The organism is Atlantibacter subterraneus (assembly GCF_007570865.1).
In the GTDB taxonomy this organism is placed as follows: Bacteria; Pseudomonadota; Gammaproteobacteria; order Enterobacterales; family Enterobacteriaceae; genus Atlantibacter; species Atlantibacter subterraneus.
This window is the reverse complement of the sequence record NZ_VLPS01000003.1, coordinates 706,717-730,005: the sequence shown is the minus strand read 5'-3', so window position 1 is coordinate 730,005 and position 23,289 is coordinate 706,717. Positions and strand designations below refer to the sequence as shown.

General features: G+C 56.0%; 27 protein-coding genes and 1 tRNA gene. 17 read left to right on the top strand and 11 right to left on the bottom strand.

From position 1 onward, the window contains the following. Positions 1 to 20 precede the first annotated feature (20 nt). From hypD to hypA, 4 genes are read right to left on the bottom strand one after another with little or no spacing between them, the layout of a single operon-like run. On the bottom strand, positions 21 to 1,142 hold the full coding sequence (hypD, locus tag FND52_RS09090) for a hydrogenase formation protein HypD (RefSeq protein ID WP_125291846.1): 1,122 nt from the start codon (positions 1,140 to 1,142) through the stop codon (positions 21 to 23). Beyond that, positions 1,142 to 1,420 (bottom strand): HypC/HybG/HupF family hydrogenase formation chaperone, encoded by a 279-nt coding sequence (locus tag FND52_RS09085; RefSeq protein WP_125291845.1) that lies wholly within the window; start codon positions 1,418 to 1,420, stop codon positions 1,142 to 1,144. The genes hypD and FND52_RS09085 overlap by 1 nt, the downstream gene beginning before the upstream one ends. Continuing rightward, positions 1,411 to 2,283 carry a hydrogenase nickel incorporation protein HypB gene (hypB, locus tag FND52_RS09080; protein ID WP_144130556.1) on the bottom strand — a complete coding sequence of 291 codons (873 nt, stop codon included), beginning with the start codon at positions 2,281 to 2,283 and terminating at the stop codon, positions 1,411 to 1,413. The genes FND52_RS09085 and hypB overlap by 10 nt, the downstream gene beginning before the upstream one ends. Positions 2,284 to 2,286: 3 nt before the next feature. Next, positions 2,287 to 2,637 carry a hydrogenase maturation nickel metallochaperone HypA gene (hypA, locus tag FND52_RS09075; RefSeq protein WP_144130555.1) on the bottom strand — a complete coding sequence of 117 codons (351 nt, stop codon included), beginning with the start codon at positions 2,635 to 2,637 and terminating at the stop codon, positions 2,287 to 2,289. Positions 2,638 to 2,870: 233 nt separating this feature from the next. Here hypA and hycA point away from each other — a divergent pair, with 233 nt between their 5' ends. From hycA to fdhF, 11 genes are all read left to right on the top strand, one after another. Then, positions 2,871 to 3,338 carry a formate hydrogenlyase regulator HycA gene (gene hycA, locus FND52_RS09070; RefSeq protein ID WP_125291842.1) on the top strand — a complete coding sequence of 156 codons (468 nt, stop codon included), beginning with the start codon at positions 2,871 to 2,873 and terminating at the stop codon, positions 3,336 to 3,338. Positions 3,339 to 3,415: 77 nt separating this feature from the next. Further along, a complete protein-coding gene (locus FND52_RS09065) occupies positions 3,416 to 4,024 on the top strand; it encodes a 4Fe-4S dicluster domain-containing protein (RefSeq protein WP_144130554.1) in 609 nt (202 codons plus the stop codon). Then, a complete protein-coding gene (gene hycC / locus FND52_RS09060) occupies positions 4,021 to 5,847 on the top strand; it encodes a formate hydrogenlyase subunit 3 (protein WP_144130553.1) in 1,827 nt (608 codons plus the stop codon). Before FND52_RS09065 ends, hycC begins: the two co-directional genes overlap by 4 nt. Before the next feature lies 1 nt (position 5,848). Beyond that, a complete protein-coding gene (locus FND52_RS09055) occupies positions 5,849 to 6,775 on the top strand; it encodes a respiratory chain complex I subunit 1 family protein (protein ID WP_125291839.1) in 927 nt (308 codons plus the stop codon). A 14-nt stretch (positions 6,776 to 6,789) separates the two neighbouring features. Further along, entirely contained in the window at positions 6,790 to 8,499 is a 1,710-nt protein-coding gene (locus FND52_RS09050) for a hydrogenase large subunit (protein ID WP_125291838.1), read from the top strand. A 12-nt stretch (positions 8,500 to 8,511) separates the two neighbouring features. Further along, positions 8,512 to 9,054 carry a formate hydrogenlyase complex iron-sulfur subunit gene (locus FND52_RS09045; protein WP_144130552.1) on the top strand — a complete coding sequence of 181 codons (543 nt, stop codon included), beginning with the start codon at positions 8,512 to 8,514 and terminating at the stop codon, positions 9,052 to 9,054. Next, positions 9,054 to 9,818 (top strand): NADH-quinone oxidoreductase subunit B family protein, encoded by a 765-nt coding sequence (locus tag FND52_RS09040; protein WP_125291836.1) that lies wholly within the window; start codon positions 9,054 to 9,056, stop codon positions 9,816 to 9,818. Before FND52_RS09045 ends, FND52_RS09040 begins: the two co-directional genes overlap by 1 nt. Further along, positions 9,818 to 10,228 (top strand): formate hydrogenlyase maturation HycH family protein, encoded by a 411-nt coding sequence (locus FND52_RS09035; RefSeq protein WP_144130578.1) that lies wholly within the window; start codon positions 9,818 to 9,820, stop codon positions 10,226 to 10,228. Before FND52_RS09040 ends, FND52_RS09035 begins: the two co-directional genes overlap by 1 nt. Further along, the gene (hycI, locus tag FND52_RS09030) at positions 10,221 to 10,676 is read left to right on the top strand and encodes a hydrogenase maturation peptidase HycI (protein WP_144130551.1); all 456 of its coding nucleotides are present in this window, start codon (positions 10,221 to 10,223) and stop codon (positions 10,674 to 10,676) included. Before FND52_RS09035 ends, hycI begins: the two co-directional genes overlap by 8 nt. Positions 10,677 to 10,850: 174 nt before the next feature. After that, entirely contained in the window at positions 10,851 to 11,396 is a 546-nt protein-coding gene (gene hydN / locus FND52_RS09025) for an electron transport protein HydN (RefSeq protein WP_144130550.1), read from the top strand. 45 nt (positions 11,397 to 11,441) lie between these two features. Further along, positions 11,442 to 13,592, top strand: coding sequence for a formate dehydrogenase subunit alpha (fdhF, locus tag FND52_RS09020; RefSeq protein ID WP_144130577.1), 2,151 nt, complete (start codon positions 11,442 to 11,444; stop codon positions 13,590 to 13,592). Positions 13,593 to 13,705: 113 nt separating this feature from the next. Here the strand turns inward: fdhF and FND52_RS09015 are convergent. Continuing rightward, a tRNA-Ser gene (locus tag FND52_RS09015) sits at positions 13,706 to 13,793 on the bottom strand. A 293-nt stretch (positions 13,794 to 14,086) separates the two neighbouring features. Here FND52_RS09015 and yccA point away from each other — a divergent pair. Both yccA and tusE read left to right on the top strand, forming a co-directional pair. After that, entirely contained in the window at positions 14,087 to 14,746 is a 660-nt protein-coding gene (gene yccA, locus FND52_RS09010; protein ID WP_125291833.1) for an FtsH protease modulator YccA, read from the top strand. A gap of 103 nt (positions 14,747 to 14,849) precedes the next feature. Then, positions 14,850 to 15,179 (top strand): sulfurtransferase TusE, encoded by a 330-nt coding sequence (gene tusE, locus FND52_RS09005; RefSeq protein ID WP_125291832.1) that lies wholly within the window; start codon positions 14,850 to 14,852, stop codon positions 15,177 to 15,179. On the opposite strand, the gene yccX is transcribed toward tusE, so the two are convergent. From yccX to FND52_RS08985, 4 genes are all read right to left on the bottom strand, one after another. After that, positions 15,176 to 15,457 carry an acylphosphatase gene (gene yccX, locus FND52_RS09000; protein WP_125291831.1) on the bottom strand — a complete coding sequence of 94 codons (282 nt, stop codon included), beginning with the start codon at positions 15,455 to 15,457 and terminating at the stop codon, positions 15,176 to 15,178. The genes tusE and yccX overlap by 4 nt on opposite strands. 150 nt (positions 15,458 to 15,607) lie before the next feature. Continuing rightward, positions 15,608 to 16,051 carry a hypothetical protein gene (locus FND52_RS08995; RefSeq protein ID WP_144130549.1) on the bottom strand — a complete coding sequence of 148 codons (444 nt, stop codon included), beginning with the start codon at positions 16,049 to 16,051 and terminating at the stop codon, positions 15,608 to 15,610. Then, positions 16,048 to 16,533, bottom strand: a complete 486-nt coding sequence (locus FND52_RS08990) for a M15 family metallopeptidase (protein WP_144130548.1) — start codon at positions 16,531 to 16,533, stop codon at positions 16,048 to 16,050. The genes FND52_RS08995 and FND52_RS08990 overlap by 4 nt, the downstream gene beginning before the upstream one ends. Before the next feature lie 51 nt (positions 16,534 to 16,584). Continuing rightward, on the bottom strand, positions 16,585 to 17,394 hold the full coding sequence (locus tag FND52_RS08985) for a hypothetical protein (protein WP_144130547.1): 810 nt from the start codon (positions 17,392 to 17,394) through the stop codon (positions 16,585 to 16,587). A 392-nt stretch (positions 17,395 to 17,786) separates the two neighbouring features. Between FND52_RS08985 and rlmI the strand changes: the two genes are divergently transcribed. Together rlmI and hspQ are read left to right on the top strand one after the other, a co-directional pair. Beyond that, the gene (gene rlmI / locus FND52_RS08980) at positions 17,787 to 18,977 is read left to right on the top strand and encodes a 23S rRNA (cytosine(1962)-C(5))-methyltransferase RlmI (RefSeq protein WP_144130546.1); all 1,191 of its coding nucleotides are present in this window, start codon (positions 17,787 to 17,789) and stop codon (positions 18,975 to 18,977) included. A 62-nt stretch (positions 18,978 to 19,039) separates the two neighbouring features. Beyond that, a complete protein-coding gene (gene hspQ / locus FND52_RS08975) occupies positions 19,040 to 19,357 on the top strand; it encodes a heat shock protein HspQ (RefSeq protein WP_125291826.1) in 318 nt (105 codons plus the stop codon). A 30-nt stretch (positions 19,358 to 19,387) separates the two neighbouring features. Here hspQ and FND52_RS08970 read toward each other — a convergent pair whose 3' ends face one another. Then, positions 19,388 to 19,801, bottom strand: a complete 414-nt coding sequence (locus FND52_RS08970; protein WP_144130545.1) for a CoA-binding protein — start codon at positions 19,799 to 19,801, stop codon at positions 19,388 to 19,390. Positions 19,802 to 19,976: 175 nt separating this feature from the next. Between FND52_RS08970 and csgI the strand changes: the two genes are divergently transcribed. Further along, positions 19,977 to 20,639: a curli synthesis inhibitor gene (csgI, locus tag FND52_RS08965; protein WP_125291824.1), complete on the top strand. Its 663-nt coding sequence runs from the start codon at positions 19,977 to 19,979 to the stop codon at positions 20,637 to 20,639. 91 nt (positions 20,640 to 20,730) lie between these two features. After that, positions 20,731 to 21,189, top strand: a complete 459-nt coding sequence (mgsA, locus tag FND52_RS08960) for a methylglyoxal synthase (RefSeq protein WP_125291823.1) — start codon at positions 20,731 to 20,733, stop codon at positions 21,187 to 21,189. On the opposite strand, the gene helD is transcribed toward mgsA, so the two are convergent. Next, a complete protein-coding gene (gene helD / locus FND52_RS08955) occupies positions 21,190 to 23,244 on the bottom strand; it encodes a DNA helicase IV (protein WP_144130544.1) in 2,055 nt (684 codons plus the stop codon). It abuts the gene before it with no gap. Positions 23,245 to 23,289 lie beyond the last annotated feature (45 nt).

Genomic DNA, 23,289 nt, shown 5'->3' with positions numbered 1-23,289 from the left:
GTGGGCAAGGGTGATGGTTTTCATGCTTCACACTCCGTGGAACGGTACTGGTACCAGGCCGCGCAGGCCCCTTCGGATGAGACCATCAGCGCGCCAAAGGCGTTCTGCGGGTTGCAGTGTTCGCCGAACAGCGGGCAGCGGGCAGGTTTGCAGCGCCCGGTCAGCACATCGCCGCAGCGGGCGCGCGGGTCGTCGTAAACCTGCTGCGGTTTAAGATTAAAGTGCCGCTCTGCGTCGAACCGGGCATAGTCCTCGGTCAGGCGCACGCCGGAATCTTCAATCACCCCCAGCCCGCGCCATTCGCTGTCGCCCTGCACGCAGAACACCTCACTGATGGCCTGCTGCGCCGCCTGGCTGCCCGCATCCGGCACCACGCGTTTGTACTGGTTTTCCACCCGGCTGTGCCCGGCGATTTTCTGCTCCACCAGCATCAGCACGCCCTGCAGCAGGTCGACGGGTTCAAATCCCGCCACCACCAGCGGACGCCGGAACTCCCCGGCGATAAAATCATAGGCCGCAGTGCCAATCACCATGCTGACGTGCCCCGGCGCAAGCAGCGCATCAATGCCGTTGTCCGGCTGCGCCAGCAGGCTGCGCAGCGTGGGGATGAGGGTGATGTGCTGGCAGAAGAAAAAGAAATTGTGCAGGTTGCGCTGCTTCGCCTGCTGCAGGGTGAGCGCGGTGGCGGGCATGGTGGTTTCAAAACCGAGCCCGAAAAACACCACCTTACGGTCCGGATTCGCTTCGGCAAGCGTTAACGCATCCAGCGGCGAATAGATGATGCGCACGTCCGCGCCGCGCGCCCTGGCCTCCGTCAGCGAGCCGTTTCTGCCCGGCACCCGCAGCGCATCGCCGAAGGTGCAGAAAATCACCTCCGGACGGGCGGCGATTTCCAGGCAGCTGTCAATCCGCCCCATCGGCAGGACGCACACCGGGCAGCCGGGGCCGTGGATAAATTCGATGTTGTCCGGCAGCAGCTGGTCGAGGCCGAACTTAAAGATGGCGTGGGTGTGGCCGCCGCACACTTCCATGATACGCAGCGGACGCCGGGCGTCATACGCCAGCCGCGGGGCGCGGGATTTCAGCACCGCAATCAGCGCCATCACTCTTTCAGGGTCGCGGTACTCGTCAACGTAACGCATCAGCGGGTCTCCTCCGGGAATAACAGCACGCCCACGTCGGGCTCCACCTCATACATATTGTGCAGCGCTGCCAGGGTTTCCCGGGCTTCGTGCTCGTCAATCACGCTCATGGCGAAGCCGACGTGGACCAGCACCCACTGCCCGGTGCGGGAATTGCCGTGCTCATCGTGGGTGCCCACCAGGGTCAGGTCCACTTCACGGCGCGCGCCGCTCACCATAATCTGCGCCCGGTTGCCCGGGCCGATTTCGCCTATCTGGCCGGGAATGCCTATGCACATCGCTGCGCCTCCAGCCAGGCAAGCCAGGCGTCCATCCCCTCACCGGTGGTGGCGGAAACCAGTATGATTTCAATACCTGGATTGACCGCGCGGGCGGCGGCCAGGCAGGCCTCCATGTCAAAGTTCAGGTACGCAAGCAGGTCGACCTTGTTCAGCAGCATCAGCGAGGCGGCGGCGAACATATGCGGGTACTTGAGCGGCTTGTCCTCGCCTTCGGTGACCGACAGCACCGCCACCTTATGGCGCTCGCCGAGGTCAAAGCTGGCCGGGCACACCAGGTTACCGACGTTTTCGATAAACAGGATGCCGCCATCGTCCAGTGGCAGACGCTGCATGGCATCGGCAATCATCTGCGCATCCAGATGGCAGCCTTTGCCGGTATTCACCTGGATTGCCGGAGTACCGGTGGCGCGGATGCGCTCGGCGTCGTTCACCGTCTGCTGGTCGCCTTCGATAACGGCGCAGGGCACCGTGCCGTGCAGGCGTTTCAGGGTTTCGGTCAGTAACGTGGTCTTACCGGAGCCGGGGCTGGAGACCAGATTTAATACCAGCTGCCCGCGGGCGGCGAAGCGGGCGCGGTTGCGGGCGGCCAGCCGGTTATTCTTGTCCAGCACGTCGGTTTCGATTTCCACCATCCGCCGCTGGCTCATGCCCGGGGCGTGGGTACCGGCTTCGCCGTGGCCGTAGTGTAAGTCGCCCTGCGCGCTTTCGGCCGGGCTGAAATCCTGAGTACGGACGGCGCTGATGTGCAGCGCCGGGCGGGCCGCAGGGGCAAAGGGCGCGCTGCGAAAGGCGGAGTGCGGGTTGCGCTCATCCCCTTCGATATACAGGTTGCCTTCGGCGCAACCGCATGTAGTACACATAATTTACTCCTGAGCGATTTCCATTCGTTTTATCTGCAGACCTTCGTCCGCAACGATGTTTAATTTATCGCAGCCGCAGTGCGGGCACTGGCGTACGCGGGATGAAAGCAACGTAATGTACTGGTCACACGTCGGGCACCAGCACTCCGCCTCCTGCTGTTCAATATGTAGCTCGCAGCCTTCTGCCAGCGTGTCCCGGCAGACCAGATCAAAACAAAACTCCAGCGCGCCCTGTTCTACGCATGAGAACGCGCCGATTTTTAGCCAGACTGCCGTCACTCTCCGGGCTTGATGCTGCGCGGCGTGCTGTTCGATTAATTCCAGGGCCCGCTGGCAAAGCGTGAGTTCATGCATGGCGTCTCCTGTAGACAAAAAGCATTCGTCTCGCGAATTAAGCAAACTTCATGCCAATGAGTCGTTTAAAAAGTGGCGTTATGTCACACGCCTTGTCTAAATTGCCAAAATGACATGTCAATTTCGTAGAGCGCGTATGGCAATAGAGCACAAAAACGTTATAAATCAATAAATTGAAAAACTGGCACGCTCTGTGCTTTAGCCGGAAGTCTTATCAATCAGAGTGACTTACCATGACTATTTCAGAGCTCAGCGTAAAAGCGGAATTTATCGCCGACCGCCACCGTCGCTTACAGTCCCAGTGGCATACCTATTGTAATACCCTGGTCCAGGCCATCACCTTGTCTAAGTACAAACTTCATCACGCTATTAGCTGCGAACCGGAAGAAGGATTGAGCTTTTATTTGTTCGATCACTTCATTATTCGCGTTGTTCAGGCACCTGACTTTAACTGCCACACCATCCATTACCGTCTGGAAACCCGCGACGGAAAAGAGAGCGCGCTTATCGCCTCGGCTGAACTCGACCATAAGGGAATGCTGGATGGTCAGATCGCTAATCAGGATCGCCCGGCCGTGCTGGAACACTACCTGTCAAAAATCGGCAAGATTTATGACTGCCTGTACGAGGCGATTGAGAAAGATCGGCCGCTGGAAATCGCTGATTTTGCCCCTGACTGCGCAGGCCTGGTGCTGGCCTGAATAGCGGTGTCAAAAATGTCAAAAGTGACACTTTTGGCACCATTTCGTCAAAAATGACAATCACCCGAGGAAGCCTGGTGAATCGTTTTGTAATCGCTGATTCCAAAGTCTGTATTGGCTGCCGCACCTGCGAAGCCGCCTGCTCAGAGATACACCGTCAGCACGGTCTGCAATCCATGCCGCGTCTGAAAGTGATGCGTAGCGCTAAAGAATCCGCTCCGCAACTGTGCCACCACTGTGAAGATGCGCCCTGCGCTCAGGTGTGCCCGGTAAATGCCATTGTGCGCGATAACGGCGCGGTTCAGTTGAATGAGAGCCTGTGCGTCAGTTGCAAGCTATGCGGCATCGTCTGCCCATTCGGTGCCATTGAATTTTCCGGTAGCCGTCCGCTGGATATCCCTGCTAACGCCAACAGCCCGAAAGCCCCCGCCGCGCCCCCCGCTTCCCCGCGGGTCAGTTCATTTCTGGACTGGGTGCCGGGAGTACGGGCTATCGCAGTGAAATGCGACTTATGCAGCTTTGATGAGCAAGGGCCAGCCTGCGTGCGTACCTGCCCGACCCATGCCCTTCGCGTGGTCAGTAACCAGGATATCGCCCAGGCCAGCAAGCGCAAACGCGCGCTGACCATCAATCTTGACTACGGCGATCTGTCGCTGTTTAGCGCGGGTGGCGAGGGAGAAAAATGAATTACTCTGATTTGATTAACGGCGCGCTGTGGGCATTCAGCGGCAGCGCCCTGATCGCGGCGCTGCTGGCTTTTCACAAATCGCTTAGCGCTGTTGTCGCCGGTCTGGGCGGCGCGCTGGGCAGCGCGCTGGCAACGCTGGCCGGCGCGCTGGCACTAACTCACGGCGATTCCGCGCTGCGGTTCACCGTTACGGCACTCCATTTTCAGGCACAGCTTTCCGCGCTTAACGCGGTGTGGCTGCTCACGCTTGGCCTGCCTGGCCTGTTTATCAGCCTGTTCGCCATCCCACTTCATCGCCATCGCCCGCTTAAGGCCAACGGATGGTTAATGAACCTGCTGCTGGCGGCGGCGCTGATGGCGGTGGTGAGCGCCAACCTCGGCATACTGGTATTGATGACTGAGATTATGGCGCTGTGCGCGATGTTCCTGACCGGCTGCGCCCAGTCCGGCAAACTGTGGTTTGCGCTGGGCCGCCTCGGGACGCTGCTGTTGGCCGTCGCTTGCGCGCTGCTCTGGAAGCAGTACGGCACGCTGGATATCACCCTGATGTCGCAAATGATGGTTGACCAACCGCTGAGCCTCCCGATCTGGGTGGCTGGTGTCATCGGGTTCGGCTTACTGGCAGGCATTATTCCCCTGCACGGCTGGGTGCCTTCAGCGCATGCCCAGGCCAGCGGCCCGGCGGCGGCGCTGTTTTCCGCCGTGGTGCTGAAAGTCGGCGTTTACGGCCTGCTCACTTTCTCACTGCTGAATGTGTTGCCGCTTTGGTGCGGCGTTGTGGTGGCGCTGCTGGGCGCGATCACCGCTTTCGTCGGTGGGTTGTACGCGCTGATGGAGCACAACATCAATCGTCTGCTGGCTTACCATTCGCTGGAAAATATCGGCATTATCCTGCTCGGTCTCGGCGTCGGGCTGATTGGCATCAGTGTCCAGGCACCGCTGCTGGTCGCGCTCGGTCTGACGGGCGGGCTTTATCACCTGTTCAACCACAGCCTGTTCAAAACCACGCTGTTTTTGGGTGCCGGTGCGGTGTGGTTCAGTACCGGGCAGCACGATATTGAGAAACTCGGCGGCCTCGGTAAGCGTATGCCGCTGATTTCCGTGGCGATGCTGGTTGGCCTGATGGCAATGGCCGCGCTGCCGCCGCTCAATGGCTTTGCCGGCGAGTGGGTGATTTATCAATCTTTCTTCCATCTTGGCAATCAGCCGCAATTCATCGCCCGCCTGCTGGGGCCGCTGCTGGCGGTAGGCCTGGCGATTACCGGCGCGCTGGCGGTGATGTGTATGGCTAAAGTCTACGGCGTCACCTTCCTCGGCGCGCCGCGCACCCCAGCCGCACAAAATGCCTGCTGCGTCCCGTTAATGATGAAGCTGAGCGTCGCCGTTCTGGCGTTGTGCTGCGTGGCGGGCGGTGTTGGCGCGCCGTGGCTGCTGCCGCTGCTGAGTCATGCCGTGCCGCTGCCGCTGGCGACGCCGGGTACGGAAGTTTCTCAGCCGATGATCACCCTGCTGCTGATCGCGACGCTGCTGTTGCCGCTGGCGATGATGGCGCTGTTCAAGGGCGATCGGCTGGAAAACCGTACCCGCGGTTCGGCCTGGGTGTGTGGCTACCAGCATGAACCGGAAATGGTGATTACCGCCCACGGTTTTGCCCATCCGCTAAAAGCGGCGTTCGCGCCGGTACTGGCACTGCGCAAGCGTCTGAACCCGGTGGCGCTCTTCCCCGGCTGGCACGGTGAACGAACCGGTCAGGTATTCCGCCGGATGGCGTTTATCGAGCTGGCCGTTCTGCTGGTTGTCGTGATTTCTCAGGGAGCCTGATATGACCAATCTGCTTTTGCCCGTCATCCAGATGCTGGTGCTGTTTGCCGTTGCGCCGCTGCTGTCTGGCATTACCCGGGCAGCCCGCGCCCGGCTGCATAATCGTCGCGGCCCCGGAATACTTCAGGAATACCGGGATCTGGTGAAATTACTCAGCCGCCAGAGCGTTGCGCCCGCCGCCTCCGGTTGGGTGTTCCGCCTGATGCCGCTGGTGATGGTGGGCGTGATGCTGACCATCGCCTGCGCGCTGCCGGTGGTGACGCTGTATTCGCCGCTGTCTGAGCTGGGCGATCTGATCACGCTGATCTACCTGTTCGCCATTGCCCGTTTCTTTTTCGCTATTGCCGGGCTGGATACCGGCAGCCCGTTTACCGGCATCGGTGCCAGCCGCGAGGCAATGCTCGGCGTGCTGGTTGAGCCGATTTTGCTGCTCGGTCTGTGGGTGGCGGCCCAGGTGGCAGGCGCAACTCATATCAGCAGTATCACCCTGACAATCTATCACTGGCCCGTGCACGCTACCCTGCCGCTCGGGCTGGCGCTGCTGGCCTGCGCGTTCGCCACATTCATTGAAATGGGCAAACTGCCGTTCGATCTGGCCGAAGCGGAACAGGAGTTGCAGGAAGGACCGCTTAGCGAATACAGCGGCAGCGGTTTTGCCCTGCTGAAGTGGGGCATCAGCCTGAAACAGCTGGTGGTGCTGCAAATGTTCCTCGGCGTGTTCATCCCCTGGGGCCAGATGAGCGCGTTCTCCTGGCCGGGGCTGATCGTCGCTGTGCTGATAGCGGTGATTAAGCTGGTGGTGGCGGTGCTGCTGATCGCCCTGGCGGAAAACAGCATGGCGCGTCTGCGTTTTGTTGAGACGTCCCGTATTACCTGGGCCGGTTTCGGCTTTGCCTTTTTAGCCTTCGTCTCCTTGCTGGCGGCGTGATAAGAGAATTTATGATGTCTGAAGAAAAAGTGGGTCAACACTATCTTGCCGCGCTGCACCAGGCGTTTCCTGGGGTGGTGCTTGATGAAGCCTGGCAAACCCGCGACCAGATTACCCTCACCGTCAAACTGAATTATTTGCCGGAAGTCGTGGAGTACTTGTATTACCAACAGGGCGGCTGGCTGTCAGTGCTGTTCGGCAACGATGAGCGCAAACTGTGCGGCAATTTCGCAGTGTATTACGTGCTGTCGATGGAGCAAGGCACCAAATGCTGGATCACGGTGCGGGTGGAGGTCGACCCTGACCGGCCTGAGTTCCCGTCCGTCACGCCGCGCGTGCCTGCCGCCGTGTGGGGCGAGCGCGAAGTGCGCGATATGTATGGTTTGATTGCGGTAGGTTTGCCCGACGAGCGCCGTCTGGTGCTGCCGGATGACTGGCCCGACGATCTCTATCCGCTGCGTAAAGACAGCATGGATTACCGCCAGCGTCCGGCACCGACCACCGACAGCGAAACCTATGAGTTCATCAACGAGCTGGGTAACAAGAAAAACAATGTGGTGCCCATTGGCCCACTGCACGTCACCTCGGACGAGCCGGGCCACTTCCGTCTGTTTGTCGATGGCGAAAATATTATCGACGCCGATTACCGCCTGTTCTACGTCCATCGCGGCATGGAAAAGCTGGCGGAAACCCGCATGGGTTATAACGAAGTCACTTTTCTGTCCGATCGGGTATGTGGGATCTGCGGCTTCGCCCACAGTACCGCTTATACCACTTCGGTAGAGAATGCGATGGGCATCGTGGTGCCGGAGCGCGCGCAAATGATCCGCGCGATCCTGCTCGAAGTGGAGCGTCTGCACAGCCATCTGCTTAATCTCGGCCTTGCCTGTCACTTTGTCGGCTTTGACTCTGGCTTTATGCAGTTTTTCAAAGTGCGCGAAGCCTCAATGAAAATGGCCGAGATCCTCACCGGCGCGCGTAAAACCTACGGCCTGAACCTGATCGGCGGCATTCGTCGCGACCTGCTGAAAGACGACATGATCCAGACCCGCCAGCTTGCGCAGCAAATGCGCCGCGACGTGCAGGATCTGGTGGATATTCTGCTGAGCACCCCGAATATCGAACAGCGCACTGTCGGCATTGGCCGTCTCGATCCGCAAATCGCCCGCGACTTCAGCAACGTCGGCCCGATGGTACGCGCCAGCGGCCACGCCCGCGATACCCGCGCCGACCATCCGTTTGTCGGCTATGGCCTGCTGCCGATGGAAGTGCATAGCCTGAACGGCTGTGACGTGCTGTCGCGCCTGAAAGTGCGTATCAACGAAGTCTTCACCGCGCTGAATATGATCGATTTTGGCCTGGATAACCTGCCGGGCGGCCCGCTGGCGGTGGAAGGGTTTACCTATATTCCGCACCGCTTTGCGCTGGGCTTTTCAGAAGCGCCGCGCGGCGACGATATCCACTGGAGCATGACCGGTGATAACCAGAAACTCTACCGCTGGCGCTGCCGGGCGGCGACCTACGCCAACTGGCCGACCCTGCGCTACATGCTGCGCGGTAATACCGTTTCTGACGCCCCGCTGATCATCGGCAGCCTCGACCCTTGCTACTCCTGCACCGACCGCATGACCGTGGTGGATGTGCGTAAGAAGAAAAGCCAGGTGGTGCCGTACAAAGAGCTTGAGCGCTACAGCATTGAGCGCGTCAATTCACCGCTGAAATAGTCCGGGGAGAGTATGTTTACTTTTATCAAAAAAGCCCTCAAAGGCGGCGTGGCGACGTCAACCTGGCCGCTACAGCCGTATGACGTGGATAAAAATTACCGCGGCAAGCCGCAGCATAATCCGCAGCAGTGTATTGGCTGCGCCGCCTGCGTTAACGCCTGCCCGTCAAACGCCTTAACGGTCGATATCGATCAGGTTAAGCAGCAACTGGCCTGGCAGTTTGATCTCGGGCGCTGCATTTTCTGCGGGCGCTGTGAAGAAGTCTGCCCGACGGCGGCTATCGCGCTGACGCGTGAGTACGAGCTGGCGGTGTGGCGTAAAGCGGATTTTTTGCAACAGGCGCGGTTCGATTATTGTCACTGCCGGGTATGCGGCACGCCTTACGCGGTGCAAAAAGAGATTGATTACGCTATCGCACTGTTAGCTCATAACGGCGATAGCCGCGCTGAGCAACACCGGGAGAGTTTCGAAACCTGCCCGGACTGTAAACGCCAGCAGGGCCTGGCCCCGTCTGAACTTATCGACTTTACCCGTGAGATGAAGGAGGCGGTGTAATGAGCCAGCTTTTAGGCCCGCGCGACGCTCAGGGCATACCGGTGCCGATGACGGTGGATGAATCCATTGCCGCCATGAAAACCGCACTGTTAAAGAAAATCAAACGCTCGGCCTATGTTTATCGGGTGGACTGCGGCGGTTGTAACGGCTGCGAAATTGAAATTTTCGCGACGCTGTCGCCGCTGTTTGATGCCGAACGCTTCGGCATCAAAGTGGTGCCGTCACCGCGTCATGCCGACATTTTACTGTTTACCGGCGCGGTGACCCGTGCCATGCGCTCCCCTGCCCTGCGTGCCTGGGAATCATCGCCGGATCCGAAGATTTGTATCTCCTACGGTGCCTGCGGCAACACCGGCGGGATTTTCCACGATCTTTACTGCGTCTGGGGCGGTACCGATAAAATTGTCCCGGTTGACGTGTATATCCCCGGCTGCCCGCCGACGCCCGCCTCGACGCTGTACGGCTTCGCGCTGGCGCTGGGCCTGCTGGAGCAAAAAATCCATGCGCGCGAACCGGGCGAACTGGATGCCGCACCTGCGGAAATCCTCCATCCAGAGATGGTGCAACCGCTGCGGGTGCGTATTGAGCGGACCGCGCGCCGCCTGGCGGGCTATCGCTATGGACGTCAGATCGCCGATGACTACATGCGCCATCTGGTGCAGGGCGACGACCATGTGCTGCGCTGGCTGGAGCAGGAAAACGATCCGCGCCTCAACGAAATTGTCACCAGCCTGCACAGCGTCGTGGAACAGGAGCGGGTGTGATGAACGAGTCGGTGGTGTTCAGCATGTTAAGCCGTAAGTTTATTGACCACAGCGAGGCGACTCCCCCGAAAGCGCAACAGGTGATCTATTACAGCCTGGCAATTGGCCATCATCTTGGCGTGATTGACTGCCTGTCGGCGGCGCTGACCTGCAATCTGGCTGACTATCGCGCCTGGATAGCCACCCTCGCCGACGGTAGCGAGGCGCGGCGCAAAATGGAAGGCGTGCCGCGCTATGGCGAGATTGTCATCGACCACAGCCACGTGACGATGCTGGCGCGCGCGTTTGATGCCGCGCTTGCCGCGCAGACCGATGAGCAACAGGCGTGGAGCCACGCCATGCTTGGCTGGCTGGCGGCCATTCAGCAAGAAAGCGCGGTATATATCATGGTGAGGAGACAATATGACTGACGTATTACTGTGCGTGGGCAATAGCATGATGGGCGATGATGGTGCCGGTCCGCTGCTGGCTGAACGCTGTCATTCGGCCCCCCAGGGGGCATGGCAGGTTATTGACGGCGGTAGCGCGCCGGAAAACGATATTGTGGCGATCCGCGAACTGCGGCCCGATCGGCTGATGATCGTCGATGCCACCGATATGGGGCTGAATCCCGGCGAGATCCGCATTATTGACCCGGACGATATCGCGGAGATGTTTATGATGACCACCCATAATATGCCGCTCAACTATCTGGTGGAACAGCTGAAGCCCGACGTCGGTGAGGTGATCTTCGTCGGCATACAACCGGATATTGTGGGATTTTACTATCCCATGACCGAGGCGGTGAAACAGGCGGTGGAGACGGTTTATCAGCGTCTCGGCGACTGGCGCGATAACGGCGGTTTTGTGGCGCTGTAATACCAGGTTTTAGCGTTGTTTTCTTCCCTCCCGGGGCGTCACTGACAGTGTCACAAATGACAATGACAGTGACGCCTCATCAAAAATATCTTATAAAACCCCATATTTTCAATAAATTAAAACCTGGCACGGTTAATGCTTAGGGTGAGCGTTACTTATTAACCGGAGAAATTGATGAACCGCTTCATCATTGCTGATGCCAGCAAATGTATTGGGTGCCGCACATGCGAAGTCGCCTGCGTAGTTTCTCACCAGCAGGACCAGGACTGCTCAGCCCTGACGGCGAAAACCTTTCTGCCCCGGGTGCATGTTATCAAAGGGGTGAATGTCTCTACCGCGACGATGTGCCGCCAGTGCGAAGACGCGCCCTGCGCTAACGTCTGCCCGAACGGCGCGATCCGCCGCGATCAGGGGTTTGTTCACGTTCAACAGGAGCGCTGCATCGGTTGTAAAACCTGCGTGGTGGCCTGCCCGTACGGTGCCATGGAAGTGGTGGTTCGCCCGGTGGTGCGTAATAGCGGCGCTGGCTTAAACGTGATGGCGGAAAAAGCCGAAGCCAATAAGTGCGACCTGTGCCATCACCGCGCAGAAGGCCCTGCCTGTATCGAGGCATGCCCGACCAACGCCATTCTCTGCGTCGATCGTAACCGACTGGCGCAACTCAGCGCGGAAAAACGCCGCCGCGCGGCGCTGGATAACATCCCGGCGCTGACGTTTTAACTCTCATTCCTCTCGCTCTTTCAACTTTTAACAGGTCTGTTAATGATGAAAAAAGTCACCAGCGTTTGCCCGTACTGTGGTGCGGGCTGCAAACTCAACCTTGTGGTCAACAGCAATAAAATCATCCGCGCGGAAGCGGCGGACGGCATAACTAACCAGAACCAGCTATGCCTGAAGGGGTACTACGGTTGGGATTTTCTTAACGATACCCGACTGCTGACTCCGCGCCTGCGCCAGCCGATGATCCGCTACCAAAAGGGGGGCAAACTCACCCCGGTGACCTGGGACGAGGCCATTCGCTATACCGCAAAGCGGCTTGGAGAGATCAAAGCCGCTTATGGCCCGCGCGCCATCATGACCACGGGTTCGTCGCGTGGTACGGGTAATGAAACCAATTATGTGATGCAGAAATTCGCCCGCGCGGTGCTCCATACCAATAACGTCGACTGCTGCGCCAGGGTATGCCACGGCCCGTCCGTCGCCGGGCTTCAGGAAACCCTCGGCAATGGGGCGATGAGTAATTCCATCGCAGATATTGAACATTCCAAATGCCTGCTGGTGTTTGGCTACAACTGTGCGGACTCGCATCCCATCGTGGCGCGCCGAGTCCTGAGAGCGAAGCAGAACGGCGCAAAAGTGATCGTTTGCGATCCGCGCCGCATCGAAACAGCGCGCATCGCCGATCAGCATCTGCAAATTAACAACGGCTGTAATATGGCGCTGGTCAATGCCTTCGGCTATGTGCTGCTGGAAGAAGATCTGTATGACCATGAGTATGTCAGCCGCTATACCGACGGAATCGAAGCCTATCGGGAACAGGTAAAAGCGTACGCGCCGGAAGCGGTAGAAGCGATAACCGGTGTGTCGGCGCAAAGCATCCGGCAGGCTATGCGCACCTATGCCGCTGCCCCCTCCGCCACCATTATGTGGGGCATGGGCGTGACCCAGTTCGGCCAGGCGGTGGATGTGGTTAAAGGGCTGGCGAGCCTCGCGTTACTGACCGGTAATCTTGGACGGGCGCACGTGGGCGTCGGCCCGGTACGCGGCCAGAACAATGTCCAGGGTGCCTGTGACATGGGGGTACTGCCAAACCAGTTTCCCGGTTACCAGCCGGTCACCGATGCCGCCGTACGTGAAAAATTCGCCCATGCCTGGGGCATTGATCCTGCGCTGATGGACGACCAGCCGGGTGTGCGCATCACTGAGGTTCCCCATCTGGCACTGGAGGGCAAGGTAAAAGCCTATTACATCATGGGGGAAGATCCGCTACAGACCGAAGCCGATCTGGGGCTGGTGCGCGCCGGATTTGAGGCGCTGGACTTTGTAGTGGTGCAGGACATTTTCATGACCAAAACCGCCGAAGCGGCCGACGTTATCCTGCCCGCAACCTCCTGGGGTGAGCATGGCGGCGTGTTTACCTGCGCCGACCGTGGGTTCCAGCGTTTCGAAAAAGCTATCGAGCCGTCCTACAACGTAAAACGCGACTGGGAAATCATTAGCCTGCTTGCCACGGAGATGGGCTACCCGATGCATTACCGGGATAATCAGCAAATCTGGGATGAAATGCGCGAGTTGTGTCCGCTGTTTTTTGGCGTGACGTATCAGAAAATGGGCGAGATGGGACATATTCAGTGGCCCTGCCCAACGCTGGATCACCCCGGCACCCCGTACCTGTACGAAGGTAACCAGTTTGATACCCCTTCAGGACGCGGGCAACTCTTCGCCGCGCCGTGGCGCGCACCGGCAGAACGCCCTGACGCCGAGTATCCGCTGGTGCTGTGTACGGTACGCGAGGTAGGCCACTACTCCTGCCGTTCAATGACCGGTAACTGTGCGGCATTGCAAACGCTGGCCGATGAGCCGGGTTTTGTGCAGATTAATCCGCAGGACGCGCAGCAGCTTGGCATCCGCGATCGGGCGCTGGTATGGGTAAGCTCACGGCGCGGTAGAGTGATCAGCCGCGCCGATGTCAGCGAACGTATCAATCAGGGGGCGGTATATATGACCTACCAGTGGTGGATAGGCGCGTGCAATGAGCTGACCCAGGATAATCTCGATCCTGTCTCTAAAACGCCGGAAACCAAGTATTGCGCCGTCAATCTCAGCGCGATACAGGATCAACACTGGGCCGAGCAGTATGCGCAAATGACCTATATCACGATGAAAGCCCGGCTGCGCGAGGCGGTTGAGGGATAATACGGAGAATAAAGCCGGAGTAGGCGTTAATGCGCTCTGGCTTTAATGATTGCTGGTCTAGCCATACGCCACAAAGCAAAAGGGGTCGTCTTTCGACGACCCCTTCACTAATATGGCGGAAGCGCAGAGATTCGAACTCTGGGACCCTTTCGAGTCGCCGGTTTTCAAGACCGGTGCCTTCAACCGCTCGGCCACACTTCCAATGAGGCGAACTATAAACATCCCCTTTCCTCCTGTAAAGCCCGGAACCGTTCGTTTGCCGCAAAAACAAGCAAATTGCGATTAATCGCCTGAATTATCGACGTTATGCACAAAAAGTTAGCAGCGAAGTTGTGGCGGAGAGGCGCTTTTCGCTTCCGACTGTTTGAAGACTCTTCGCCAGCTACTGATTGTTTTGCTTGATAAATCAGCGTAAAGATGGGTAAAAGCGCTTTGCCGCTTCCTTATGGCGCACTATTCTCTGACGCTAAACACCTGTAATGAGAGAACAACTCATGGATCGCATAGTTTATTCCTCACGCGATATGAATTCGCTGCTTAGCACGCATAAAGTGCTGCGTAACACCTATTTCCTGTTGAGCCTGACGCTGGCGTTTTCGGCTATGACCGCCACCGCCAGTACCGTGCTGGGCCTGCCGTCGCCGGGGATTATCCTGACGCTGGTGGGGATGTACGGCCTGATGTTCCTGACCTATAAAACCGCTAACTCGCCGGCAGGTATTGTCTCTGCGTTCGCGTTCACCGGTTTCCTGGGTTATATCCTTGGCCCGATCCTGAATGCGTATCTGTCTGCCGGGATGGGCGACGTGATCGGCATGGCGCTGGGCGGCACTGCGTTAGTGTTCTTCTGCTGCTCCGCCTACGTGCTGACCACCCGTAAAGACATGTCCTTTATGGGCGGTATGCTGATGGCGGGTATTGTGGTGGTGCTGATCGGGATGGTGGCGAACATCTTCCTGCAACTGCCTGCCCTGCACCTGGCAATCAGTGCCGTGTTTATTCTGATCTCTTCTGGCGCAATCCTGTATGAGACCAGCAATATCATTCACGGCGGCGAAACCAACTATATCCGCGCCACCGTCAGCCTGTACGTGTCGCTGTATAACATCTTCGTCAGCCTGCTGAGCATCCTGGGCTTCGCCAGCCGCGATTAATCAGCCTCATGTTTACCCGGCCCCGCCACTGCGCGGGGCTTTGTTTTTTTCAGCCCCCAATATTTGCTACACTGCGACCCCGTTTCACGGTGGTAAGAGCATTATGTTGACCTTTAACGATAAACAATTTGAAACCGATAACGATGGTTATCTGAAAGATTCCAGCGCCTGGAGCGAAGGGCTGGCGGAGGTGATTGCTGAGCAGGAAGGCATCGCGCTGACGCCAGAACACTGGGAAGTGGTGCGCTTCGTGCGCGAGTTTTATTTGGAGTTTAATACCTCGCCCGCCATCCGAATGTTAGTCAAGGCGATGGCGAAAGCGTATGGCGAAGAGAAAGGCAACAGCCGCTATCTTTTCCGCTTATTCCCGAAAGGCCCGGCGAAGCAGGCCACTAAAATTGCGGGTCTGCCTAAGCCGGTAAAATGCCTTTAATGGCGAATGCCGAAGTTGGTCCATTCGCGCTCGGGTTGATGTGGCTCATGAAGCACTTTCTCCACCCGGGCGCTGCGCGGCCCGCCCGCTTTAAGCCAGGCCAGTAGCTGTTCTACCCGCTCATTTTCGCCACAAGCCACCACTTCCACGCTGCCGTCGTCTAAATTTCGGGCATACCCGGTAAGCCCCAGCCGGTTGGCTTCATGCTGGGTGCTGTAACGAAACCCTACCCCCTGGACCGTGCCGTGCACCCAGGCAATCACGCATACATTTGACATTACCGTGCTCCTTTATGCCGGGCGCGTTGCATTTCACCGCTGAACTCGGGAAAATGGCGCCCATTTTCTCTGACATCAGCATAGCAAATTATGAGTGTACGTTTAGTGAGTGCGAAACGCCTGATGGAAGCGAAAGTCCCGTGGCTAGCGCTATCCTCCGTCACCCCACTCCCACTCCACGTCAGTTTTAAACGGCGGCTTTAAACCCAGCCGGATGGCAAAACCTGGATTAAGATCGATCCCTGCGCCATTTTTGATATTTTTTACAGAGGGCATAATGTCGCCCAGCACTCCGGTAACAACAACATCAACATATTTTACTGCTACCGGTTTTCTTTTAGCTTGTTTTAAGCTCCCCCATTTTTCTTTAATAACTTCTGGGGGTAAGGCACATATTGCTTCCTCTTCGGTTGCTGTAATATCACCCCACGCCCCTACGCCGTTATCTCCAGCCTGCAAAGCTGCTTTTTCTGAGCCTGTTTCTGCAAGCACTTTGTTATATCTTTCAACATCTTTTGGGTCTGCAAATGACGTAGCGATAACTTTTTTCATCGTTAAACCAAGCCTCTTATATATTATTAAATAGTAGGTCATAAGAATTGATTCACTTCATAATGCATAGGATCAGGAGAGGTAAAACTATTCCCCCAGCCAAATCCATATTTTAAGAAAATAGGCGCCAGGGGCGCTGAGGATATCCCGTTCTGTCCATCCCCCTGGTTAATATCAATGGCAATTCCAAACGAGTGATTTGACGGAAGCGTACTGAATTTGCCGTTAGTGGGCCTGCGTAATCTCATATTAAAAACGCTGTTAAAATTAGTAATATGATGAAGCAACCCTTCATTTTCAATTTCCATAAAGGCGCTTAATAGTTGATTATGCGCCTTGTTATGAAAATAAATCGTCGATACAAAATTAGTTATACCCGCAAGCTGCGGAATATGTATCATGGAAAGATCATCAGTATTAAATCCACTGGTAAAGGTGATGTCATCACCGAATATTGCCGGGGTGTGCGCTGTTTCATAGGTTACATAACCAAATAAAGGATGATTATAGGAATAGCTGGACATACTAACCTCGTTAGAAGATGAGAATAAAAAACACAACAGTTCAGAGACTAACTATTTTCCCGATACTGCCGTGGTGCATAATGTTATGGCAGAGATGAGCTTTTCTTTACTGTCTTGCTTTGCCTCGGTGATGAGGTTTTCACCAGATGCTTCGTAAGTATTTCGCCTCGCGGCAGCTTTTTTATCCTTCATTAGGATATTTTGAAATGACGTTAAATCCGGTGTCATTAGTGTCACCGAGGCTTGTTTATTTTCCAGAGCATAAATAACATCTTGCATTTTTCTGTATTCATACTGACCAATCTCTCTGGCAAAATTCGCTTCTAAAATATATTCAGCAGTAGCAGTATCGAGAATTTCCAGCGCTGAATAGATGCACTGTGCGGCATCTGCGGCGCTTTTGTAATTGAACATCTGCACAGAGTATTGATACCTTTCCGGCAATAATGCCGTGCCTGCTGCCACTCCACCGCCAATCCATGCAGTGGTGGTAGCGCCGCTAACGCCAGCAATTAAGGCCGTTAACGTACCCAGAAAACCAATTTCACTGGTCCCGTAGTTTTGCGAAGTCAGTTTTAAATATTTCTCATGCCATACGTTTCTGTAAGCAAGCGCAAAACTTAACATCTCCTGATAAGTTTGTGGGACAACAGGTGCTTTATTTTTCCTGGCAACGATCTGTTGTTTGTTTTGAGAGTTATTCTCTTTATTATCCGGACATTTATTACTATCGTTAATGCATTGTTCTAAAACTAATTGCTCATCAACATCGTACTGGCTGGGTTTAACTACCGGGAGCGGGTAGATACTGGTGCACCCGCTTAATAGTAGAAAAAATGGAATAAGCCTCTCTCGCTTCATTTTAAAAACCATTCTCAGAATGTTTTTTAAAATTATTATTTATGCAATATATTTTTCAATCATCATTTTGGACTGCATTTTTAAAAAAGTATTTTTGATTAGTTAATCTCCAGCAAACGATATGAAACTAAAGAATCAGAAAGAATGATGCTATTTCACTTCACTATATGAGTCTAAATAAAGATAAAAAACCAAAACCACCCTCTGCCGCCACGCGTGTGTCAGTGGCATTTTTTCATTTTTATACCCTACAGCGATGAAGTGCCTGATAACGGCCCGACTTCCCCTCACCGACGACTGGGCGCGCCGACATAAAATCGATGCATTGCATTTTATTCGGCATACCTGGAAAATAGCCTTCTATTTTTTCCAGCATAAAAGCATAGCAAATTATGAGTGTACGTTTAGTGTTAACCAAAGGGCGCGAGAAATCGTTATTGCGCCGCCATCCGTGGGTATTTTCCGGTGCCGTTGCGCGTCTGGAAGGAAAAGCCAGTCTGGGTGAAACCATTGATATCGTCGATCACCAGGGCAAGTGGCTGGCGCGCGGCGCGTATTCTCCCGCGTCGCAGATCCGCGCCCGCGTCTGGACCTTCGATCGCGATGAATCCATCGATATCGACTTTTTCACTAAACGCCTGCAACAAGCACAGCAGTGGCGCAGCTGGCTGGCAGCGCGCGACGGGCTCGACAGTTATCGCTTAATTGCCGGTGAGTCAGACGGGCTGCCGGGCGTGACTATCGATCGCTTCGGCGATTTCCTGGTCCTGCAACTGCTGTCGGCTGGGGCCGAGTATCAACGTCCTGCCCTGCTTAGTGCGCTGCACGCGCTCTATCCTGAATGCGCTATTTACGATCGTTCCGATGTCGCGGTGCGTAAAAAAGAGGGCATGGAGCTGACTCAAGGCCCGATAAGCGGCGAACTGCCTCCGGATCTGTTGCCGATTGAAGAACACGGTATGAAGCTGCTGGTGGATATCAAAGGCGGCCACAAAACTGGCTACTACCTTGACCAGCGTGACAGCCGCTTCGCAACCCGCGGCTATGTGAAGGATAAGCGCGTGCTTAACTGCTTCTCCTACACTGGCGGGTTTGCGGTTTCTGCGCTGATGGGCGGATGCCAGCAGGTGATCAGCGTCGACACCTCGCAGGACGCGCTGGACGTGGCAAAACAAAACGTTGAGCTGAACGGTCTGGATCTCAGCAAGGCGGATTTCGTCCGTGATGACGTGTTCAAACTGCTGCGTAAATATCGCGATCAGGGCGAGAAATTCGACGTCATCGTGATGGACCCGCCAAAGTTTGTGGAAAACAAAAATCAGCTGATGGGTGCCTGCCGGGGCTATAAAGACATCAATATGCTGGCAATCCAGCTGCTCAACCCGGGCGGCGTGCTGCTGACCTTCTCCTGCTCAGGGCTGATGGCCAGCGATTTATTTCAGAAAATCATCGCTGATGCCGCTGTAGATGCCGGACGTGATGTACAATTTATAGAGCAGTTCCGTCAGGCAGCCGATCACCCGGTGATAGCGAGCTACCCGGAAGGGCTTTATTTGAAAGGATTTGCCTGCCGCATCATGTAACTTGAAAAATGGGAAACCACCCGCATATCTGATGCAGAGTTAAGTTTCCCCGGGAGGTGACGATGATTGCCAGCAAATTTGGTATTGGCCAACAGGTCCGCCACTCGTTGCTGGGTTATCTGGGCGTCGTGGTCGATATCGATCCCGAATACGCGCTGGATGAACCTGACGCAGACGAGCTGGCGGTAAACGCAGAATTGCGCGCCGCCCCCTGGTATCATGTGGTTATGGAAGATGACGATGGCCAGCCGGTCCACACCTACCTGGCCGAAGCCCAGTTGAGCGGCGAGCTTCAGGACGAGCACCCGGAGCAGCCCTCTATGGACGAACTGGCGCAAACTATCCGTAAACAGCTTCAGGCACCGCGCTTAAACAACTAAAAATAAACCCGGCAATGCCGGGTTTATCGTTTATTTGGCCAGGCCCAGCCGCGGGATTTCAATGGCCGGGCAACGATCCATGACGACTTTCATTCCCGCATCCCGCGCCAGCACTGCCGCCTGTTCATTGATCACGCCCAGCTGCAGCCACAGCGTTTTGGCACCAATCGCAATGGCTTCCTGCGCCACGCCCCATGCGGCTTCAGAGTTGCGGAACACGTCCACCATATCGATTTTTTCCGGGATTTCGCTCAGCGATCCGTAGCCTTTCTGGCCCAGCAGCGTTTTTCCTGCCACTTTAGGCGAAACGGGGATCACGTGATAACCCTGGTTCAACAGATAAGCCATAACGCGATAGCTTGGCCGTTCCGGCTTGTCACTGGCACCCACCAGCGCGATGGTGCGCGTTGTCTTCAGAATGCCAGCAATTTCAGATTCATTCATAGTCGCTCCTCCAGCAGTGGTTTTTCAGTGTATGCCAAACCCGCATGACTCACCATCATTCCCATACGGATGCATGAGAGCCAAACAGATTAATCTGGATATATGTTAATGAATATTATTCGTGCAAAATTTTGATACATTCTCAGGCTGAGATGCCGGGATTATGGAGACCTTAATGAAAGGCTTATTCGCCACAGCGATGCTGTTGGCGCTGATACCGGTAACGGCAGCGGCCACCACGCTACATCTTTCTGGAGAAATCGATTTACTGGTTCTTGACGGTAAAAAGGTCTCCGGCTCTTTTCTGCGCGGCGCGGATAGCATTGAATTAGATAACGGTCCTCATCAACTGGTGTTCCGGGTAGAAAAAAATCTGACCACCGCCAGCCGGGACAGATGGCTGTATATTTCTCCGCCCCTGATCATGACGTTCGATACCCGTAATGTTACCCAGGTCAATATATCCCTGCCGCGTATTGAAACCGAAAAAGAGAGTGAACAATTCGACGCCACGCCGCGCGTACAGCTGCTGGACGGCAGCGCCACGCCGATACCCGCCAGGCTCGATGTGCTGGCGGTGACCAATACGCCAAAGGGCATTGATTATGAATGGGAGACGGAGCGCTATAACAAGGCCAATAATAAGGCTTCCGCCCCTGAGTTTGTCACGATGATTGCCGATGACAGCGCTTTGCTCTCTGGCCCATCGGAACTGGACCGGCCGGTAGCGCATTCGCAAACCCTTACCGAGCAGCGGCTTAAGCACTGGTATTTGCAGGCCGATAATGACACTCGCACCCGTTTTCTGGAATGGGTAAAACAACAGCCCTCTTCCTGACCCGCATCAACCTCGGATTTTTTAATCGCTTCGCTTGCGGCATCAATCACTTCCGGTAAGCTGTATCCAAATTTATTTCATGGATACCGCTATGGAACTGACTACCCGTACATTAGGCGCACAAAAACATATCGCGCTGGTTGCCCACGATCACTGCAAAGAAATGCTCTTAAAATGGACCGAACGCCATAAGACGCTGCTGTCGCAGCATGTGCTTTACGCCACCGGCACCACCGGCAATCTGATCCAACGCGCCAGCGGTCTGGAAGTGAAAGCCATGCTGAGCGGCCCAATGGGCGGCGACCAGCAGGTAGGCGCACTGATATCGGAAGGCAAAATTGATGTGCTGATCTTCCTGTGGGACCCGCTTAATGCTGTGCCTCACGATCCCGATGTCAAAGCGCTGCTGCGCCTTGCCACCGTCTGGAATATTCCCGTCGCCACCAATATTTCTACCGCCGACTTCATTATCCAGTCGCCGCACTTTAACGATAACATTGATATTCTTATTCCAGATTACCAACGTTATCTGGCCGATCGCCTGAAGTAATTACGGCTTTTTCGTCACCGGTACACCGAGCGCTTCCAGGATCGGCACAAAACGGGAAGGGTTCGGTTTGTTGTACAGCAGCCATACCCGATGCCGGGCGCGCGTTAGCGCCACGTAGAGCAAGCGCCGCTCCTCGGCATCCGGGAAATCTTCCGGCTGTGGCAACAATCCCTGCTCAATTACCGATTCCCGCGCCGGTGCCGGAAAACCTTCTTTGCCATCCTGCAATCCAACAATAATCACATAGTCCGCCTGCTGGCCTTTGCTGGCATGGATGGTCATAAAATCGATGTTCAGCTTTGGCCAGCGGGTATCCGCTTTTTCCAACGCCGCCGGGCGCAGATAATGGTAGCGAGCCAGCACCAGAATGCGTTCATCGTGACGGGCATACCCGCTAAGTTTATCCAGCAGCGCCTCAAGCCGATCGTCAGGCAGCAGGGTGACGGCTTTTTTGTCCCCGGTCGTTAAACTGTTCAGCGGCTTGGCCAGCTGATGCGGGTTTTGCTGCACAAACGCGTTGGCGATTTGACCAATGCGATCGTTAAAGCGATAGGTCGTATCCAGCGCGCATTGATCCCCTTCACCAAAGTGATGGGTAAAGGAGGTGGTCAGTAGCAGCTCCGCGCCGCTAAAGCGATAAATCGCCTGCCAGTCATCCCCCACGGCATACAGGGCAGTGTGGGAATTTTGCCGCCGCAGCGCCGCCAACAGCGCTGCACGCTGAGGGGAAATATCCTGAAACTCGTCCACCAGAATGTGCTTCCACGGGCTGACAAAACGCCCGTTATCCAGCACGTTGACGGCCTGGTGGATCAGCCCGGAAAAATCCACCGCGCCTTCCGCTTTTAGTGCTGTCTTCCAGGCTTTCACCAGCGGGGCCATCAGCCTGACGCGTTTCTGGAACAGATCGCGCACATCTTCCGGCACGCTGGCGATCATCTCCGCCTGGGAACCGCCATGGGTACGGATAATCCCCAGCCATCTTTCCAGACGTGGAGCAAGACGGCGGGCGAGTTTGTCATCCTGCCAGTAGTTGCCTTCGTCAATATCCCAGTCGAGCTCGTCGGTCAGCCATTGCCGCCAGCCCTTCGCCTGAGCCTTTTTCTCCTGACACTGTTCACGCCATGCCGTAATCAACAGCTTATGACGCGCCTCGGTATCGCTTTCCAGTTTGCTGATTTGCGGGGCTTTCTTGCTGCCCTGCTGGATAATATGCAACGCCAGCGAATGGAAAGTGCGCGCGCTGATTTGATCGGTATGCAGCCGTTCCTGTATCCGCTGATCCATTTCCTGCGCCGCTTTGCGTCCGAACGCCAGCAGCAGAATCTGATCGGCGGAGGCTTCCCCGCGCGCCATTAACCACCCCGCGCGCGCCACCAGTACCGACGTTTTACCGCTGCCGGCACCGGCAAGCACCAGTACCGATTCTTCACCGTTAACCACCGCGCGGGCCTGGCTTGAGTTGAGCGGAGACGATTCAATCTGCTGGAAGAATTCGGCGTACTGGCTAAGCATCTGCTGCGTGAATTTTTGGTTAGCCTGCTGGCGGCGTTTTTCAACGTGGGTCAGCCAGCTGTTACATTCAAGCCAGGCGTCACGGCAGTTTTCAAACTCCGTTAAGCGTGACAGCGGCAGCGGCAAGGCGCTAAACGCCGCGCGGATAGCCTGCTGGATGCCTTCAATATCCTGGCGCTTTAGCCACTTATTGCGCTGGGTCAACGCCGCGATGTGCTGACACTGTTCGTTGAGCACCGACGCAGCGATCTCGCTCATCTCCTGGCTCCAGCGCGCCCAGAGCGCTGAAAGGTGCTGATAAAAACGCTGGGTTTCGCCCCACTCCGTGCCGTGCAGACGCACCACCTGATTATTCGGCACCACAAATTCCAGCTCGCCCCATACCATGCCGCGTTTACAGCTCATCGCCAGCAGTTGGTTAAAGGGGATGACATATTCGTGATTATCACCCGATACCTTTACGCCAGCGGTCAGGATCTCCACGCGATCGTAAGGATGCTGCGCGAGCCGTTTTCCAATTGAAGTTGCTTTCAGTTCCATCACGTAACCAGGGTTAATCGTCGTAGGCTAAGTTTAACCGCCCTG

Coding starts and splice junctions, on each gene's coding strand:
- hypD (WP_125291846.1), bottom strand. CDS start 1,142: ATGCGTTACGTTGACGAGTACCGCGACCCTGAAAGAGTGATGGCGCTG.
- FND52_RS09085 (WP_125291845.1), bottom strand. CDS start 1,420: ATGTGCATAGGCATTCCCGGCCAGATAGGCGAAATCGGCCCGGGCAAC.
- hypB (WP_144130556.1), bottom strand. CDS start 2,283: ATGTGTACTACATGCGGTTGCGCCGAAGGCAACCTGTATATCGAAGGG.
- hypA (WP_144130555.1), bottom strand. CDS start 2,637: ATGCATGAACTCACGCTTTGCCAGCGGGCCCTGGAATTAATCGAACAG.
- hycA (WP_125291842.1), top strand. CDS start 2,871: ATGACTATTTCAGAGCTCAGCGTAAAAGCGGAATTTATCGCCGACCGC.
- hycC (WP_144130553.1), top strand. CDS start 4,021: ATGAATTACTCTGATTTGATTAACGGCGCGCTGTGGGCATTCAGCGGC.
- FND52_RS09055 (WP_125291839.1), top strand. CDS start 5,849: ATGACCAATCTGCTTTTGCCCGTCATCCAGATGCTGGTGCTGTTTGCC.
- FND52_RS09050 (WP_125291838.1), top strand. CDS start 6,790: ATGTCTGAAGAAAAAGTGGGTCAACACTATCTTGCCGCGCTGCACCAG.
- FND52_RS09045 (WP_144130552.1), top strand. CDS start 8,512: ATGTTTACTTTTATCAAAAAAGCCCTCAAAGGCGGCGTGGCGACGTCA.
- FND52_RS09040 (WP_125291836.1), top strand. CDS start 9,054: ATGAGCCAGCTTTTAGGCCCGCGCGACGCTCAGGGCATACCGGTGCCG.
- FND52_RS09035 (WP_144130578.1), top strand. CDS start 9,818: ATGAACGAGTCGGTGGTGTTCAGCATGTTAAGCCGTAAGTTTATTGAC.
- hycI (WP_144130551.1), top strand. CDS start 10,221: ATGACTGACGTATTACTGTGCGTGGGCAATAGCATGATGGGCGATGAT.
- hydN (WP_144130550.1), top strand. CDS start 10,851: ATGAACCGCTTCATCATTGCTGATGCCAGCAAATGTATTGGGTGCCGC.
- fdhF (WP_144130577.1), top strand. CDS start 11,442: ATGAAAAAAGTCACCAGCGTTTGCCCGTACTGTGGTGCGGGCTGCAAA.
- yccA (WP_125291833.1), top strand. CDS start 14,087: ATGGATCGCATAGTTTATTCCTCACGCGATATGAATTCGCTGCTTAGC.
- tusE (WP_125291832.1), top strand. CDS start 14,850: ATGTTGACCTTTAACGATAAACAATTTGAAACCGATAACGATGGTTAT.
- yccX (WP_125291831.1), bottom strand. CDS start 15,457: ATGTCAAATGTATGCGTGATTGCCTGGGTGCACGGCACGGTCCAGGGG.
- FND52_RS08995 (WP_144130549.1), bottom strand. CDS start 16,051: ATGACCTACTATTTAATAATATATAAGAGGCTTGGTTTAACGATGAAA.
- FND52_RS08990 (WP_144130548.1), bottom strand. CDS start 16,533: ATGTCCAGCTATTCCTATAATCATCCTTTATTTGGTTATGTAACCTAT.
- FND52_RS08985 (WP_144130547.1), bottom strand. CDS start 17,394: ATGAAGCGAGAGAGGCTTATTCCATTTTTTCTACTATTAAGCGGGTGC.
- rlmI (WP_144130546.1), top strand. CDS start 17,787: ATGAGTGTACGTTTAGTGTTAACCAAAGGGCGCGAGAAATCGTTATTG.
- hspQ (WP_125291826.1), top strand. CDS start 19,040: ATGATTGCCAGCAAATTTGGTATTGGCCAACAGGTCCGCCACTCGTTG.
- FND52_RS08970 (WP_144130545.1), bottom strand. CDS start 19,801: ATGAATGAATCTGAAATTGCTGGCATTCTGAAGACAACGCGCACCATC.
- csgI (WP_125291824.1), top strand. CDS start 19,977: ATGAAAGGCTTATTCGCCACAGCGATGCTGTTGGCGCTGATACCGGTA.
- mgsA (WP_125291823.1), top strand. CDS start 20,731: ATGGAACTGACTACCCGTACATTAGGCGCACAAAAACATATCGCGCTG.
- helD (WP_144130544.1), bottom strand. CDS start 23,244: ATGGAACTGAAAGCAACTTCAATTGGAAAACGGCTCGCGCAGCATCCT.